The organism is Roseobacter sp. MED193 (assembly GCF_000152965.1).
Classification (GTDB): domain Bacteria; phylum Pseudomonadota; class Alphaproteobacteria; order Rhodobacterales; family Rhodobacteraceae; genus Pseudophaeobacter.
Window position 1 is genome coordinate 2,868,451 of the sequence record NZ_CH902583.1, and the last position, 13,451, is coordinate 2,881,901.

General features: G+C 55.7%; 22 protein-coding genes. 21 read left to right on the plus strand and 1 reads right to left on the minus strand.

Going from position 1 to position 13,451, the window contains the following annotated elements:
- Positions 1-132: 132 nt before the first annotated feature.
- The 20 genes from rpmC (at position 133) to rplQ (ending at position 11,084) form a co-directional block, all read left to right on the plus strand.
- Positions 133-336: a 50S ribosomal protein L29 gene (rpmC, locus tag MED193_RS16130; protein WP_009810825.1), complete on the plus strand. Its 204-nt coding sequence runs from the start codon at positions 133-135 to the stop codon at positions 334-336.
- A gap of 12 nt (positions 337-348) precedes the next feature.
- Positions 349-579, plus strand: a complete 231-nt coding sequence (rpsQ, locus tag MED193_RS16135) for a 30S ribosomal protein S17 (protein WP_009810826.1) — start codon at positions 349-351, stop codon at positions 577-579.
- 97 nt (positions 580-676) lie between these two features.
- On the plus strand, positions 677-1,045 hold the full coding sequence (gene rplN, locus MED193_RS16140) for a 50S ribosomal protein L14 (protein ID WP_009810828.1): 369 nt from the start codon (positions 677-679) through the stop codon (positions 1,043-1,045).
- Positions 1,046-1,047: 2 nt separating this feature from the next.
- Positions 1,048-1,353, plus strand: a complete 306-nt coding sequence (gene rplX / locus MED193_RS16145; RefSeq protein WP_009810829.1) for a 50S ribosomal protein L24 — start codon at positions 1,048-1,050, stop codon at positions 1,351-1,353.
- Positions 1,353-1,916, plus strand: a complete 564-nt coding sequence (gene rplE, locus MED193_RS16150) for a 50S ribosomal protein L5 (protein ID WP_009810830.1) — start codon at positions 1,353-1,355, stop codon at positions 1,914-1,916. Before rplX ends, rplE begins: the two co-directional genes overlap by 1 nt.
- A 22-nt stretch (positions 1,917-1,938) precedes the next feature.
- Complete coding sequence (rpsN, locus tag MED193_RS16155; protein ID WP_009810831.1) at positions 1,939-2,244, plus strand: 30S ribosomal protein S14; 306 nt, start codon at positions 1,939-1,941, stop codon at positions 2,242-2,244.
- Between the two features lie 13 nt (positions 2,245-2,257).
- Positions 2,258-2,650, plus strand: coding sequence for a 30S ribosomal protein S8 (gene rpsH / locus MED193_RS16160; RefSeq protein WP_009810832.1), 393 nt, complete (start codon positions 2,258-2,260; stop codon positions 2,648-2,650).
- 13 nt (positions 2,651-2,663) lie between these two features.
- On the plus strand, positions 2,664-3,197 hold the full coding sequence (gene rplF, locus MED193_RS16165; protein ID WP_009810833.1) for a 50S ribosomal protein L6: 534 nt from the start codon (positions 2,664-2,666) through the stop codon (positions 3,195-3,197).
- Between the two features lie 11 nt (positions 3,198-3,208).
- The gene (rplR, locus tag MED193_RS16170) at positions 3,209-3,568 is read left to right on the plus strand and encodes a 50S ribosomal protein L18 (protein ID WP_009810834.1); all 360 of its coding nucleotides are present in this window, start codon (positions 3,209-3,211) and stop codon (positions 3,566-3,568) included.
- A gap of 113 nt (positions 3,569-3,681) precedes the next feature.
- The gene (rpsE, locus tag MED193_RS16175) at positions 3,682-4,251 is read left to right on the plus strand and encodes a 30S ribosomal protein S5 (RefSeq protein ID WP_009810835.1); all 570 of its coding nucleotides are present in this window, start codon (positions 3,682-3,684) and stop codon (positions 4,249-4,251) included.
- Positions 4,252-4,263: 12 nt separating this feature from the next.
- Positions 4,264-4,452: a 50S ribosomal protein L30 gene (rpmD, locus tag MED193_RS16180; RefSeq protein ID WP_009810836.1), complete on the plus strand. Its 189-nt coding sequence runs from the start codon at positions 4,264-4,266 to the stop codon at positions 4,450-4,452.
- A gap of 254 nt (positions 4,453-4,706) precedes the next feature.
- Entirely contained in the window at positions 4,707-4,922 is a 216-nt protein-coding gene (locus tag MED193_RS16185; RefSeq protein WP_009810837.1) for a DUF1127 domain-containing protein, read from the plus strand.
- 283 nt (positions 4,923-5,205) lie between these two features.
- The gene (gene rplO, locus MED193_RS16190; protein ID WP_009810838.1) at positions 5,206-5,676 is read left to right on the plus strand and encodes a 50S ribosomal protein L15; all 471 of its coding nucleotides are present in this window, start codon (positions 5,206-5,208) and stop codon (positions 5,674-5,676) included.
- A 110-nt stretch (positions 5,677-5,786) separates the two neighbouring features.
- Entirely contained in the window at positions 5,787-7,151 is a 1,365-nt protein-coding gene (gene secY, locus MED193_RS16195) for a preprotein translocase subunit SecY (protein ID WP_009810839.1), read from the plus strand.
- A complete protein-coding gene (locus MED193_RS16200) occupies positions 7,148-7,792 on the plus strand; it encodes an adenylate kinase (protein WP_009810840.1) in 645 nt (214 codons plus the stop codon). Before secY ends, MED193_RS16200 begins: the two co-directional genes overlap by 4 nt.
- Positions 7,793-7,975: 183 nt before the next feature.
- Positions 7,976-8,356, plus strand: coding sequence for a hypothetical protein (locus MED193_RS16205; protein WP_009810841.1), 381 nt, complete (start codon positions 7,976-7,978; stop codon positions 8,354-8,356).
- Between the two features lie 242 nt (positions 8,357-8,598).
- The gene (gene rpsM / locus MED193_RS16210) at positions 8,599-8,967 is read left to right on the plus strand and encodes a 30S ribosomal protein S13 (RefSeq protein WP_009810842.1); all 369 of its coding nucleotides are present in this window, start codon (positions 8,599-8,601) and stop codon (positions 8,965-8,967) included.
- A gap of 15 nt (positions 8,968-8,982) precedes the next feature.
- A complete protein-coding gene (gene rpsK / locus MED193_RS16215; protein ID WP_009810843.1) occupies positions 8,983-9,372 on the plus strand; it encodes a 30S ribosomal protein S11 in 390 nt (129 codons plus the stop codon).
- Between the two features lie 114 nt (positions 9,373-9,486).
- The gene (locus MED193_RS16220) at positions 9,487-10,503 is read left to right on the plus strand and encodes a DNA-directed RNA polymerase subunit alpha (RefSeq protein WP_009810844.1); all 1,017 of its coding nucleotides are present in this window, start codon (positions 9,487-9,489) and stop codon (positions 10,501-10,503) included.
- 155 nt (positions 10,504-10,658) lie between these two features.
- Entirely contained in the window at positions 10,659-11,084 is a 426-nt protein-coding gene (gene rplQ / locus MED193_RS16225; RefSeq protein ID WP_009810845.1) for a 50S ribosomal protein L17, read from the plus strand.
- A 364-nt stretch (positions 11,085-11,448) separates the two neighbouring features.
- Here the strand turns inward: rplQ and MED193_RS16230 are convergent, their stop codons facing one another.
- Entirely contained in the window at positions 11,449-11,829 is a 381-nt protein-coding gene (locus MED193_RS16230; RefSeq protein ID WP_009810846.1) for a hypothetical protein, read from the minus strand.
- 443 nt (positions 11,830-12,272) lie between these two features.
- Between MED193_RS16230 and MED193_RS16235 the strand changes: the two genes are divergently transcribed.
- A complete protein-coding gene (locus MED193_RS16235; RefSeq protein ID WP_009810847.1) occupies positions 12,273-13,343 on the plus strand; it encodes a 3-deoxy-7-phosphoheptulonate synthase in 1,071 nt (356 codons plus the stop codon).
- Positions 13,344-13,451 lie beyond the last annotated feature (108 nt).

Consider the following 13,451-nt stretch of genomic DNA (forward strand, 5'->3'; position numbering starts at 1 on the left):
GCTAAATCCTCCTTGGATTTGGGCTTGGTGATTCTTTTCTGCACTTTCTTAAGTGCGGTTTTTACATAACCCACCAGATGAAAAGGTGACCCTCACGGGGCCTTCTGGTGCTTTGGACAAGGAACAAAGGCGATGAACGCCAATGATCTGCGTGACAAGACCGTGGATGAACTCCGCGATGTGCTTGCCAACATGAAAAAAGAGAGCTTCAATCTCCGTTTTCAACAAGCTACCGGTCAGCTGGAAAACACTGCAGGCATCAAAGCGGCACGCCGCAATGCTGCCCGTGTGAAAACCATCCTGAACGAAAAAGCTGCAGCCGCAGCTGCAGAATAAGGAGCCTGACAGATGCCCAAACGTATTCTCACAGGCACCGTGACCAGCGACGCCAACGCCCAGACCGTAACAGTTTCGGTTGAACGCCGCTTCACGCACCCTGTTCTGAAAAAGACCATTCGTAAGTCCAAAAAGTATCGGGCGCACGATGAGCAGAACGCTTTCAAGGTCGGCGACCAAGTCCGCATCATCGAATGCGCGCCGAAATCGAAAACGAAACGCTGGGAAGTTCTGACCGCTTAAGAGACCGTAAGGTCCCATAAGCGGCAAACTGACCAGTTTGTCGAAACCCTGGGGGATAACAGCACGCATCGCTGCCCCATAGGTCGGGAGAAACCACATGATCCAGATGCAAACAAACCTGGATGTTGCTGACAACTCCGGCGCTCGCCGAGTTCAGTGCATCAAGGTTCTGGGTGGTTCCAAGCGTAAATACGCATCCGTAGGCGACATCATTGTTGTCTCGGTTAAGGAAGCCATCCCCCGCGGTCGCGTTAAGAAAGGTGATGTCCGTAAGGCCGTCGTCGTTCGCACCGCCAAAGAAGTCCGTCGTGCCGATGGTACCGCGATCCGTTTTGATCGCAATGCCGCCGTCATCCTGAACACCAACAACGAGCCCGTAGGTACACGTATCTTTGGACCAGTTGTTCGTGAGCTGCGCGCCAAGAACTTCATGAAAATCATCTCGCTTGCTCCGGAGGTGCTGTAACAATGGCTGCTAAACTCCGCAAAGGCGACAAGGTTGTCGTACTGGCCGGCAAGGACAAGGGCAAAGAGGGCACCATTGCCTCTGTTGACCCAAAGGCTGGCAAGGCTGTTGTTGATGGTGTGAACATGGCGATCCGCCACACCCGTCAGTCGCAGAACGAACAGGGCGGACGTCTGCCCAAGGCACTGCCAATCGAACTGTCGAACCTGGCTCTGCTCGACTCCAAAGGCAAAGCAACTCGTGTTGGCTTCCGTGAGGAAGATGGCAAGAAAGTGCGCTTCGCCAAAACGACTGGGGAGACTGTCTGATGCTTGATAACGCAACCTACACTCCACGTCTGAAAACTCTCTACAAGGAAACCATCTGTGGTGCCCTGAAAGAAGAGTTCGGCTACAAGAACGACATGCAGCTGCCCAAGCTGGAAAAAATCGTTCTGAACATCGGCTGCGGCCGGGCTGCTGTTCGTGACAGCAAAAAAGCCAAATCCGCTCAGGCCGATCTTTCCACCATCGCTGGCCAGAAAGCTCTGACCACCGTGGCAAAGAACTCCATCGCTGGCTTCCGCGTTCGTGAAGGCATGCCGATGGGCGCAAAGGTAACTCTGCGCGGCGACCGGATGTTCGAATTCCTCGACCGTCTGATCACCATCGCGATGCCCCGTATCCGTGACTTCCGCGGCGTATCGGGTACCTCCTTTGACGGCCGTGGCAACTACGCCATGGGTCTGAAAGAGCATCTCGTGTTTCCAGAAATCGATTTTGATAAAATCGACGAGAACTGGGGCATGGATATCGTGATTGCCACCACCGCGAAAACCGATGCCGAAGCTAAGGCGCTGTTGAAAGCTTTCAACATGCCCTTCAATAGCTGAGCGCGGGAAGGATAGTAGAGACATGGCTAAGAAAAGCATGATCGAACGCGAGAAAAAGCGCGAGCGTCTGGTGGCAAAATATGCCGCAAAACGCGCCGAGCTGAAAGAAATCGCGAATGACGAATCCAAACCGATGGAAGAGCGTTTCAAAGCGCGCCTGACATTGGCCAAACTGCCGCGGAATTCCTCGGCAACTCGTCTGCACAACCGTTGTCAGCTGACCGGTCGTCCCCACGCTTACTATCGTAAGCTGAAGGTCAGCCGGATCGCGCTGCGGGAACTGGGCTCGAATGGCCAGATCCCCGGTATGGTGAAATCGAGCTGGTAAGGGAGAGACAGATATGAACGATCCTATCGGCGATATGCTCACCCGTATCCGTAACTCGCAAATGCGTGGCAAATCCACCGTAAGCTCCCCAGCGTCAAAGCTGCGGGCTTGGGTTCTGGACGTGCTGGCAGACGAGGGTTACATCCGCGGCTACGAGAAATCCACTGACGAACGCGGCCACCCGTCGCTGGAAATCAGCCTCAAGTACTACGATGGCGATCCTGTCATTCGCGAAGTGAAGCGGGTTTCCAAGCCTGGCCGTCGCGTTTACATGGGCGTCAATGACATCCCGTCGGTCCGTCAGGGCCTGGGCGTGTCGATTGTCTCCACCCCCCAGGGTGTGATGTCGGACGCAAAAGCACGCGCAGCCAATGTTGGCGGCGAAGTGCTCTGCACCGTCTTCTAAGGAGGCCTAATCGATGTCCCGTATTGGTAAAAAATCGGTCGAACTGCCCAGCGGTGTTACCGCAAGCGTTTCCGGCCAAAGCATCGAAGTGAAGGGCCCCAAAGGGACCCGTAGCTTCACTGCAACCGACGATGTCACTCTGACTGTTGAAGACAACGCTGTTTCGGTCACGCCTCGCGGCATGTCCAAGCGCGCCCGTCAGCAGTGGGGCATGTCCCGCACCATGGTTGCCAACTTGGTAACCGGCGTGACCACCGGCTTTAAGAAAGAGCTGGAGATCCAGGGTGTGGGTTACCGGGCTCAGATGCAGGGGAACACCCTGAAGCTGAACCTCGGTTACAGCCACGATGTCGAGTTTGTCGCTCCGGAAGGTGTCACTGTCACCGCACCGAAGCAGACAGAAATCGTTGTGGAAGGGAACGACCAGCAGCAGGTGGGCGAAGTCGCGGCGAAGATCCGTGATTGGCGCCGTCCCGAGCCCTACAAGGGCAAAGGCATCCGCTACAAGGGTGAGTTCGTCTTCCGCAAAGAAGGCAAGAAGAAGTAAGGACCAGCACAATGGCAAACAGCAAACGTACCCTGTTTCTGAAGCGTCGCCTGCGCGTCCGGAACAAACTTCGCAAGGTCAACGCTGGCCGTCTGCGTCTTTCCGTCCACCGTTCGAACAAGAACCTTTCGGTTCAGCTGATCGACGATCTGGCAGGCAAGACACTGGCGTCCGCATCGACCCTGGAAAAAGATCTCGGCTTTGTTGGCAAGAACAACATCGAAGCTGCAACCAAAGTAGGGTCGGTTATCGCCGAGCGTGCCAAGGCTGCTGGCGTCACCGAGGCCTATTTCGATCGTGGCGGCTTCCTGTTTCACGGCAAGGTGAAGGCTCTGGCCGACGCTGCGCGTGAAGGTGGCCTCAAGATCTAAAGACCTGCGGGCGGCGATAGCGCCGCCCCGATGATCCGGGGGGTACGTCGTAAGGCGTGCCTCACCAGGATTGGAACAATTGGCGCCAGTCGCCACATACAAAGGAATGCTTTATGGCAGAACGTGAAAACCGTCGGGGCAACCGTCGCGACCGCGATGAGACACCTGAATTTGCGGATCGTTTGGTTGCGATTAACCGTGTATCCAAAACTGTAAAAGGCGGTAAGCGCTTTGGTTTTGCAGCACTGGTTGTTGTTGGTGACCAAAAGGGCCGTGTTGGCTTTGGCAAAGGTAAAGCCAAAGAAGTCCCCGAGGCGATCCGCAAGGCCACCGAACAGGCCAAGCGTCAGATGGTCCGTGTACCTCTGAAAGAGGGCCGCACCCTGCATCACGACATGAACGGTCGCCACGGCGCCGGCAAGGTTGTCATGCGGACGGCTCCTGAAGGTACCGGTATTATTGCTGGTGGTCCTATGCGTGCAGTTTTCGAAATGCTCGGCGTCAAAGACGTTGTGTCCAAATCGATTGGCTCGCAGAACCCATACAACATGATCCGCGCCACCATTGATGGCCTGACCAAAGAGCAGAGCCCCCGTTCGGTTGCTCAGCGTCGTGGTAAAAAGGTTGCCGACATCCTGCCCAAGCGGGACGAAGCACCTGCTGCTGAAGCAGCAGAAGCGTAAGGAAACGGACAGATGGCTAAAACAATCGTTGTTAAGCAGATCGGCTCCCCGATCCGCCGCCCCGCCGACCAGCGCGCAACGCTGATCGGTCTGGGTCTGAACAAGATGCACAAAACCCGTGAACTCGAAGATACCCCTTCGGTTCGTGGCATGGTGCGCAAGGTCTCTCACATGGTGGAGATCATCGAAGAGCGCGACTAAGCCTCTTTCGAGCGAATGATTATGGACGCCTCCGGGAAACCGGGGGCGTCTTTTTGTGTGGGAGGGTGTGGTTTGCTTCACGCGTAACAAAGCCGTTGCAGCTGTCTTAAGCCAAGCCTATGCGCCGGATGCATAGCGGGTTGTCTTGTTGCAGTGGTTGTTTGTAACAAATTTATTCCTTTATTCCAGAGACACCTAAACAGGTTTGAAAAGGGCTGAGAAATGGGTCTCGGCCAGAGATAAGGAATACTGATTTGGCTTTTGTTCAAAACACCACCACCGAGTTCGGTCTCATGTCGCGCCTGCGCGCCGTTGTGGCGAAGGTTGCTGCAAATTGGGCCATGAACCGCGAATACAAGCGGACCTATGCGCAGCTGTCCCGGCTCACCAATCGTGAACTGGCGGACATCGGTGTACGGCGCTGCGATATCGCCGATATCGCCCGCAAACATGTTCATCAGAGTTTCTAACCAGCCTGAGATCTCCTCCCTCGGTTTTGGTTTGACCCAGCGCCCCTGCAGCTATGTGGGGGCGTTTGGCGTTTCGGTCTCTGGGGCTGGATACGGGGGAAGGACCACGCGTCATATTGCTGCTTGGCTGATAGTCGACCACACGCTTGGGGCTTGAACCATTCGGGCAGGGGGGCTATAGGCACACGGTGGCCTCTTGGGGTCATGGAATCATACATCAAAGACATGCCGTGGTTGATCCTGTTTACGCTTCTGGGATCACATCCGGCGAAGGAGAAGCGAAATGAAACTTCACGAACTCAGCGACAATCCAGGCGCCGCCAAGAAACGCATGCGCGTTGCCCGTGGTCCCGGCTCCGGCAAGGGTAAAATGGGTGGCCGTGGTATCAAAGGTCAGAAATCCCGTTCGGGTGTTTCGATCAATGGCTACGAAGGTGGTCAGATGCCTTTGTACCAACGTCTGCCTAAGCGTGGCTTCAACAAGCCAAACCGCAAGGCATTCGCCGTTGTAAACCTGAGCCTGATCCAGAAATTCATCGACCTGGGCAAGCTGGACGCAGCTTCGATCACCGAAGACACTCTGGTGGCTTCCGGTCTGATCCGCCGCAAAAAAGACGGCGTCCGCGTTTTGGCCAAGGGTGAATTCACGGCAAAGGCAACCATCGCCGTAACCGGTGCCTCCGCCGCTGCAGTAGAAGCAGTTGCAAAGGCCGGTGGCGCATTGACCGTGGCAACAGCAGCCGCAGCTGAGTAACACCTTGTGAGCGGCGAAAATGCCGCTTACATAGGTCATCAGTTTTCCAGTACGCCGTCCGAGCCGGAAAATGGCTCCGGGCGGCGTTTTCGCAAAAAGAGACCCATTTCATGGTATCAGCAGCAGAACAAATGGCAGCGAACACCAGCTGGTCCGCACTTGGCAAAGCCACGGATCTGCGCAATCGCATCTTGTTTACGCTTGGCCTTTTGATCGTCTATCGCCTCGGCACCTTTATTCCGGTTCCTGGCATCGACGCGAACGCCCTACGCAACTTTATGGAAGCGGCGGGGCAGGGCATTGGCGGCATGGTGTCGATGTTCACCGGTGGCGCACTTGGCCGTATGGGTATCTTTGCCCTCGGGATCATGCCCTATATCTCGGCTTCGATCATTGTCCAGTTGCTGACCTCGATGGTTCCGGCACTTGAGCAACTCAAAAAAGAGGGTGCCCAGGGCCAGAAGAAAATCAACCAATACACCCGTTACGGTACCGTGGCGCTGGCAACAGCCCAGGCCTATGGCCTTGCGGTATCGCTGGAAGCCGGTGATCTGGCGACCGATCCGGGCATGTATTTTCGCATGGCCTGCATGATCACCCTGGTGGGTGGCACCATGTTCCTGATGTGGTTGGGTGAGCAGATCACCCAGCGTGGTCTCGGCAACGGTATTTCGCTCATTATCTTTGTTGGCATCATTGCCGAGGTTCCTGCCTCCATCGCCCAGTTCTTTGCCTCTGGCCGCTCCGGCGCGATCAGCCCTGCCGTGATCATTGGTGTGATCCTGATGGTGATTGCTGTGATCATGTTTGTTGTCTTCATGGAACGTGCCCTGCGTAAGATTCACATCCAGTACCCACGCCGCCAGGTCGGCATGAAGGTCTATGATGGTGGCTCTTCGCATCTGCCGGTCAAAGTGAACCCCGCAGGCGTTATCCCGGCGATCTTTGCCAGCTCGCTTTTGTTGCTGCCAACCACGATCTCGGCCTTCTCATCCGGGGCAACCAACGGTCCAGTAATGTCCTGGCTCCTGGCCAACTTTGGCCCCGGCCAGCCGCTGTACCTGTTGTTCTTCGTCTCGATGATTGTGTTCTTCGCTTATTTCTACACCTTCAATGTGGCTTTCAAGCCCGAGGATGTTGCGAATAACCTCAAAAACCAGAACGGTTTTGTTCCCGGTATTCGCCCTGGCAAGAAGACCGCAGAATATATTGAATATGTCGTGAACCGTGTGCTGGTTCTGGGGTCGTTGTATCTGGCGCTTGTTTGCCTGTTGCCCGAAGTGCTGCGTGGGCAGTTTGCCTTCCCAGTCTATTTTGGCGGCACATCTGTGCTGATCGTGGTCTCTGTGACCATGGACACCATTCAGCAAGCCCAAAGCCATTTGTTGGCGCACCAATATGAGGGGCTCATCGAGAAGAGCCAACTGCGGGGCCGTAACAAGAAACGTGCAAAACGGGGGCCCTCGCGTCGATGACCAACATTATTCTACTTGGACCACCCGGTGCGGGTAAGGGCACCCAAGCACGCCATTTGACAGATAGCCGCGGCATGGTGCAGCTTTCTACTGGTGACATGCTGCGTGAAGCCCAGGCCAATGGCTCTGAGATGGGCAAGAAGGTGGCTGATGTTATCGCGCGCGGCGAGCTCGTCACAGATGAGATCGTTATCGGACTGATCCGCGAGAAGATCGCCGAGGGTGCTGAGGGTGGTTTCATCTTTGATGGCTTCCCCCGGACGCTCGGGCAGGCAGACGCTTTGGGTGAATTGCTTGCTGAAATGGGGCTTTCCCTGGATGCAGTGATCGAAATGGCTGTCGATGACACTGCGCTTGTTGCCCGCATCACCGGTCGTTCGACATGTGGGGGCTGCGGCGAGGTCTACCACGATGAGACCAAGCCTTGGCCTGAAGATGGCAAATGCACCAATTGCGGTAGCACTGAGGTAAAGCGCCGTACAGATGACAATGAGGAAAGCCTCAAGACTCGTCTGATGGAGTATTACAAGAAGACTTCGCCGCTGCTGGGCTATTACTATGCCAAAGGCGACCTGACCTCAGTAGATGGCCTCGGCTCCATGGACGCCGTTCGTGAGGATATCGCCAAGGTTCTGGGTTAACCATCTCAGCGACAGAGAGCGAAAGATCTAGGTGGGGGGGGCTTTGGGCCCTCCCATTTTCATTTGCGGCAGCCGGGGTTTGTTGCCTGCAAGCCACGTTCCTAGCGGGCATGTTTAGAAACTTCCCGTTCTGCGGGAGCCTTGGATGTATCTAGATAGATATCTTTATCCAAAGGGGCAGCTATGCGCGCTTTAATTGCAAGTTTGATCGTCGTGGCATCCGCACAGGCCGCCCTGTGTGAAGATATATACGTAAATGATCTGGAAGGCTGCGCCATGATCGCAGGCAATCCTGATGGGGTATTTGATTTCGCCAGTGAGGGCGGCATGGTTCTTGACGAAACTGGCTATTCCTCCATCGAATACCATTGCAGTTTTGAACCTGCGTTCAGCTTTGATTGGAGTGAGGCGAAAGTCACCACCCATGTGGGCTATTGCGAAGAACCTGGCCCCTATATCATGCCACAGCTGTTTTCGATCCTGCTGGATCCCTATAGTCCAGGGGAGGTCACGATTTTTACAGGTGAGGGCGAGCCGCAACGGTTTTATGCCTGCGGATTGTGAGGCCAATTGCCTGAAAAGCCCATGCTTTGAGGAAAAATGACTGGTTGGTCCAATGACGGGTTGACGCTTTGTTGAAATCCTCATACGCAAGCCCATCCCTTCGCGGGATGATTCCATGTGGGCGGATTCTTTTGCTCACATGACCACCTCAAAATGCTGGGCTGAACGGCTGAATGCCAAGGTCAAGCGTTGTGAAAAAAGGTTCTGGGACTACGGAACCGCAACGAAAAGGAAAGTGACACGTGGCACGTATTGCCGGCGTAAACATCCCCGCTGCTAAGCGGGTGCCTATCGCCCTCACATATATCACCGGAATCGGAAACACCTCGGCCGCGACCATCTGCGAAGCCGTTGGCATCGATGTGACTCGTCGCGTCAACGAACTGTCTGATGCCGAAGTACTGTCCATCCGTGAGTACATCGATGCAAACTTCACCGTTGAAGGTGATCTGCGTCGTGAAGTTCAGATGAACGTTAAACGCCTGATGGATCTTGGTTGCTATCGCGGCCTGCGCCATCGTCGTAACCTGCCCGTTCGCGGTCAGCGGACCCACACCAACGCTCGCACTCGCAAAGGTCCTGCAAAGGCCATTGCTGGTAAGAAGAAGTAAGGGAGGGTTTGATCAATGGCACGCGATAAGACTCGTACGAAGAAAAAAGAACGTAAGAATATCGCCACTGGTGTGGCGCATGTGAATTCCTCGTTCAACAACACCAAAATCCTGATCTCTGACGTTCAGGGTAACGCTATTGCATGGTCCTCTGCTGGTTCCATGGGCTTTAAGGGCTCGCGTAAGTCGACTCCTTATGCGGCTCAGATGGCAGCAGAAGATGCAGGCAAAAAGGCCCAGGATCACGGTGTTAAAACTCTTGAAGTTGAAGTCCAGGGCCCCGGTGGCGGTCGTGAATCCGCTCTGCGCGCTCTGGCCGCAATCGGCTTCAACATCACCTCGATCCGCGACGTTACACCGATGGCACACAATGGCTGCCGTCCACCTAAGCGTCGTCGCGTCTAAGACGTCGAGAATTACGCTGGGGCCCCGCTTGTGTGCTGGGCCCCAGTCCGTCATTTTAAACCTCGGGCGTCTGCACCTTCGGACATGAGGTACAGACAGGAATGGAGGGACTGCATGATCCATAAAAATTGGGCAGAGCTGATCAAGCCAACACAGCTTGAAGCTAAGCCGGGCAATGATCCCGCACGTCAGGCAACTATTATTGCCGAACCGCTTGAGCGTGGCTTTGGCCTGACGCTGGGCAACGCACTGCGCCGTGTTCTGATGAGCTCGCTGCAGGGTGCCGCGATCACATCCGTACAGATCGACAATGTTCTGCATGAATTCTCCAGCGTTGCTGGCGTTCGTGAAGACGTCACTGACATCATCCTGAACCTGAAAGGTGTTTCCTTGCGCATGGAAGTCGAAGGCCCCAAGCGCCTGTCGATCAATGCCAAGGGCCCAGCGGTTGTTACAGCTGGTGATATCTCCGAATCCGCAGGCATCGAGGTTCTGAACCGCGAGCACGTGATTTGCCACCTGGATGATGGTGCCGACCTGTTCATGGAACTCACCGTGAACACCGGTAAGGGCTATGTCTCTGCCGATAAGAACAAGCCAGAAGATGCACCCATTGGTCTGATCCCAATCGATGCCATCTACTCGCCGGTGAAAAAGGTCTCCTATGACGTGCAGCCCACCCGTGAGGGCCAGGTGCTGGACTATGACAAGCTGACATTGAAAATCGAAACAGACGGGTCCGTGACCCCGGATGACGCGCTGGCCTATGCCGCACGCATCCTGCAGGACCAGCTGTCGATCTTCGTCAACTTTGAGGAGCCCGAGTCGGCCAACCGTCAGGACGAAGACGATGGTCTCGAGTTCAACCCGCTTCTGCTCAAGAAAGTGGACGAGCTGGAATTGTCTGTGCGGTCTGCAAACTGCCTGAAGAACGACAACATCGTTTACATCGGCGATCTGATCCAGAAGACCGAAGCAGAAATGCTGCGCACGCCAAACTTTGGCCGCAAGTCGCTGAACGAGATCAAAGAAGTTCTGTCTGGCATGGGGCTGCACCTCGGCATGGACGTCGAGGACTGGCCACCGGACAACATCGAAGATCTGGCCAAGAAGTTCGAAGACACGTTCTAAGAACCTCTGACCACACCGGTTATAAGGGCAGGCCCCGGTCTGCCCTTAAACAATGCCCGCAAGTGCGGGGAAGATCCGGGCATCTGCCCCAAGGAGATCGGCTGACACGCATCGGCTGACAGACAAAGCAAAAACGCGAAAGAAGGAATTCAACAATGCGTCACGCACGTGGTTACCGCCGCCTGAACCGTACTCATGAGCACCGTAAGGCCCTGTTTGCAAACATGGCAGGCTCGCTGATCGAGCACGAGCAGATCAAAACGACTCTGCCAAAAGCAAAAGAATTGCGCCCCATCATCGAAAAGATGATCACCCTGGCAAAACGCGGCGACCTGCACGCCCGTCGTCAGGCCAACGCGCGCCTGAAAGAAGACCAGTATGTCTCCAAACTGTTTGACGTGCTTGGCCCCCGCTACAAAGACCGTCAGGGCGGCTATGTTCGCATCCTGAAAGCGGGCTTCCGCTATGGTGACATGGCGCCTATGGCGATCATCGAATTCGTCGACCGTGACGTTGCTGCCAAAGGCGCCGCCGACAAGGCCCGCGTTGCTGCAGAAATCGAAGTTGAAGACGCAGAATAAGACTGTCTGACATCGTCAGATGGCATGGCCCCCGTTCCATTGGAGCGGGGGCTTTTCTTTTGGAATGCATCAGAGGTGAGTATTCAGCCGCCTGGTTGCTTTGGCGTCTTTGTGCCGTCTCACAAAACCACCGCGTCCGAACCGAGGGGGGAAGCGAAGCGCCCGCCCCGTGGGGGCGGCTCGGGCGTTGCCAAAGCAAAGCTTTGGCAATTGGCGCGACACGTGATTGCGACGGCTTTTTGTGGCTCGCTAGTCGGACAAAATCACCGTTGGTTACGAGAGCTCAAAGGACCACTTCATATCGGCCCTACGCTATTTATTTCTCTGGAAGTCAGGGCTCTGGTATTGGCTTTCTGGGAGGTGGCTAGGGAGACATCAGAGCCAAAATTTGGGCCTTTACCCAAATATACCCGAAATATGCCAGCAGCGCGCAAATCCCTAGTGACGCAATCCAGCCCATAACTCGGTAGGAGTACTTAATGCCATCGGCAAAGTGCTCGCGCACAAGATCGTGTTGGCTCACTATGTTCGCCTTTCTAGACAACACGAGACGAGGGTAAAACACGGCGATCCCATGTACAATTCCAACTGGAACGAACAGAATAGTCAGCCCGATGGCGAAGAGACCGGCTGCAACAGCTTCTGCAGTCCATTGGGAGTTCCAAGCTTCTGGAAGTTGTATCAGAACCGCTAAAATCATTAAGGTGGAGCTTAATCCCACAACCAGTGCACCAATGCGCTGCATCGGTGTTTCAGGTGCCGAATTAGCCCAGTACTTTAAAGTACGTTCGAAGATTGAAATGGGAGTCACCTAAAGCTGTTAGGGATGAGTTGCTCGCATGCTACCAAAAACTAATGACTTTTGAAGCTCGAAACGAACGCAAGGGAATGGGATGGCGGGGAGTGGTCATCGCCAAGTGGTGATTAACCTCCAAATAGCGGCGGCGAATGCCGATAACTTTCCTAATGACACGCTACCGAATCTCCGCTAGCGTCGCCGACATGACCCAAACCTATGCTGCAATCTGGTTTTATTTTTATCCGGGCCGACAGGCGGACGGAGGGGTCTTGGCGTGCAGATGACATAAGCGCGCAACAGCAGATACCACACCAACCGCCCTCAGCAGATGGCGGTTTTTTTGTAGCCGCCGCCACGCTCCGGGGCCTCCCGCAAGGAACCTTAGGACCATGACCACCAAAATCGAAAACCTCCGTATCACGGATATGCAGGAACTGATCTCGCCGGATGAACTGGCGGCCAAGCTGCCCAGCAATGATCTGGCCAGCAAAACCGTGCTGGATAGCCGCGCTGATATTCAAAAGGTGCTGCGTGGCGCCGATGACCGTCTGATCGTCGTCGTCGGGCCCTGCTCGATCCACGACACCAAGGCCGCGCTGGACTACGCTGAACGGCTAAAACCCCTACGCGATGAGCTGGCGGGCGAGCTGGAAGTGGTGATGCGGGTCTACTTCGAGAAACCCCGCACCATCAGCGGCTGGAAGGGGCTGGTCAATGACCCGCGGCTGGATGGCTCCTTCCGCATCAACGAAGGGCTGGAGATGGCGCGCAAGCTTCTCCTCGATATCAACCAAATGGGCCTGCCGGTAGGGACCGAGTTCCTGGACACAGCCGTGCCGCAATACCTTTCGGACCTGATGGCCTGGGCGGCCATTGGTGCGCGCACGACTGAGAGCCAGATCCACCGCGAGATGGCCTCGGGGCTCAGCTGCCCGGTGGGTTTCAAGAACGGCACGCGGGGGAACGTGCAGATCGCCATTGACGCGGTGCGCTCGTCAGCCCATCCGCATCATTTCATGGCCCTGGCCAAAAATGGCCGCGCGGCAATTGCGGCAACCAGCGGCAACCCCGATTGCCACCTGATCCTGCGTGGCGGTGGTGGTACCAACTACGATGCGGGTTCAGTAGATGCAGCCTGTAACAAGGCCGAACAAGACGGTATTCGTGGCCATGTAATGATCGACGCCAGCCACGCCAACAGCGACAAAGATCCGGCCAAACAGCCGTTGGTTTTGCAGGATGTGGGTGATCAGCTGCGCGCCGGCGAACAGCGCATCACCGGGGTAATGATAGAGAGCCACCTTGTGGCGGGACGTCAGGATCTGGGCAAAGGCGAACTGACCTACGGCCAGTCGATCACCGATGGCTGCATCGGCTGGGGCGACACCGTTACAGAACTGCGCAAATTGGCCGAGGCCGTCAAGCAGCGCCGCGCCTTGCCTGCGCAGATGGCAGGTTGAGGGCGAATTCGACCACCGCCTCATCTGGGTGCCAGGTGAGGCGGGCGGAGCTGCGCTGGGGGCAGTCGGCAAAGCTTGCATTCGGGCGGCGGCGGCAGCATATCCTAG

Excerpts from the sequence above, each read along its gene's own strand:
- rplN (WP_009810828.1), top strand. The coding sequence starts at position 677 with ATGATCCAGATGCAAACAAACCTGGATGTTGCTGACAACTCCGGCGCT.
- rpsH (WP_009810832.1), top strand. The coding sequence starts at position 2,258 with ATGAACGATCCTATCGGCGATATGCTCACCCGTATCCGTAACTCGCAA.
- rpsN (WP_009810831.1), top strand. The coding sequence starts at position 1,939 with ATGGCTAAGAAAAGCATGATCGAACGCGAGAAAAAGCGCGAGCGTCTG.
- MED193_RS16205 (WP_009810841.1), top strand. The coding sequence starts at position 7,976 with ATGCGCGCTTTAATTGCAAGTTTGATCGTCGTGGCATCCGCACAGGCC.
- MED193_RS16200 (WP_009810840.1), top strand. The coding sequence starts at position 7,148 with ATGACCAACATTATTCTACTTGGACCACCCGGTGCGGGTAAGGGCACC.
- MED193_RS16235 (WP_009810847.1), top strand. The coding sequence starts at position 12,273 with ATGACCACCAAAATCGAAAACCTCCGTATCACGGATATGCAGGAACTG.
- rplX (WP_009810829.1), top strand. The coding sequence starts at position 1,048 with ATGGCTGCTAAACTCCGCAAAGGCGACAAGGTTGTCGTACTGGCCGGC.
- rplF (WP_009810833.1), top strand. The coding sequence starts at position 2,664 with ATGTCCCGTATTGGTAAAAAATCGGTCGAACTGCCCAGCGGTGTTACC.
- MED193_RS16230 (WP_009810846.1), bottom strand. The coding sequence starts at position 11,829 with ATGCAGCGCATTGGTGCACTGGTTGTGGGATTAAGCTCCACCTTAATG.
- rpmD (WP_009810836.1), top strand. The coding sequence starts at position 4,264 with ATGGCTAAAACAATCGTTGTTAAGCAGATCGGCTCCCCGATCCGCCGC.
- secY (WP_009810839.1), top strand. The coding sequence starts at position 5,787 with ATGGTATCAGCAGCAGAACAAATGGCAGCGAACACCAGCTGGTCCGCA.
- rplR (WP_009810834.1), top strand. The coding sequence starts at position 3,209 with ATGGCAAACAGCAAACGTACCCTGTTTCTGAAGCGTCGCCTGCGCGTC.
- rpsK (WP_009810843.1), top strand. The coding sequence starts at position 8,983 with ATGGCACGCGATAAGACTCGTACGAAGAAAAAAGAACGTAAGAATATC.
- rplO (WP_009810838.1), top strand. The coding sequence starts at position 5,206 with ATGAAACTTCACGAACTCAGCGACAATCCAGGCGCCGCCAAGAAACGC.
- rplE (WP_009810830.1), top strand. The coding sequence starts at position 1,353 with ATGCTTGATAACGCAACCTACACTCCACGTCTGAAAACTCTCTACAAG.
- rpsE (WP_009810835.1), top strand. The coding sequence starts at position 3,682 with ATGGCAGAACGTGAAAACCGTCGGGGCAACCGTCGCGACCGCGATGAG.
- MED193_RS16220 (WP_009810844.1), top strand. The coding sequence starts at position 9,487 with ATGATCCATAAAAATTGGGCAGAGCTGATCAAGCCAACACAGCTTGAA.
- rplQ (WP_009810845.1), top strand. The coding sequence starts at position 10,659 with ATGCGTCACGCACGTGGTTACCGCCGCCTGAACCGTACTCATGAGCAC.
- rpsQ (WP_009810826.1), top strand. The coding sequence starts at position 349 with ATGCCCAAACGTATTCTCACAGGCACCGTGACCAGCGACGCCAACGCC.
- rpmC (WP_009810825.1), top strand. The coding sequence starts at position 133 with ATGAACGCCAATGATCTGCGTGACAAGACCGTGGATGAACTCCGCGAT.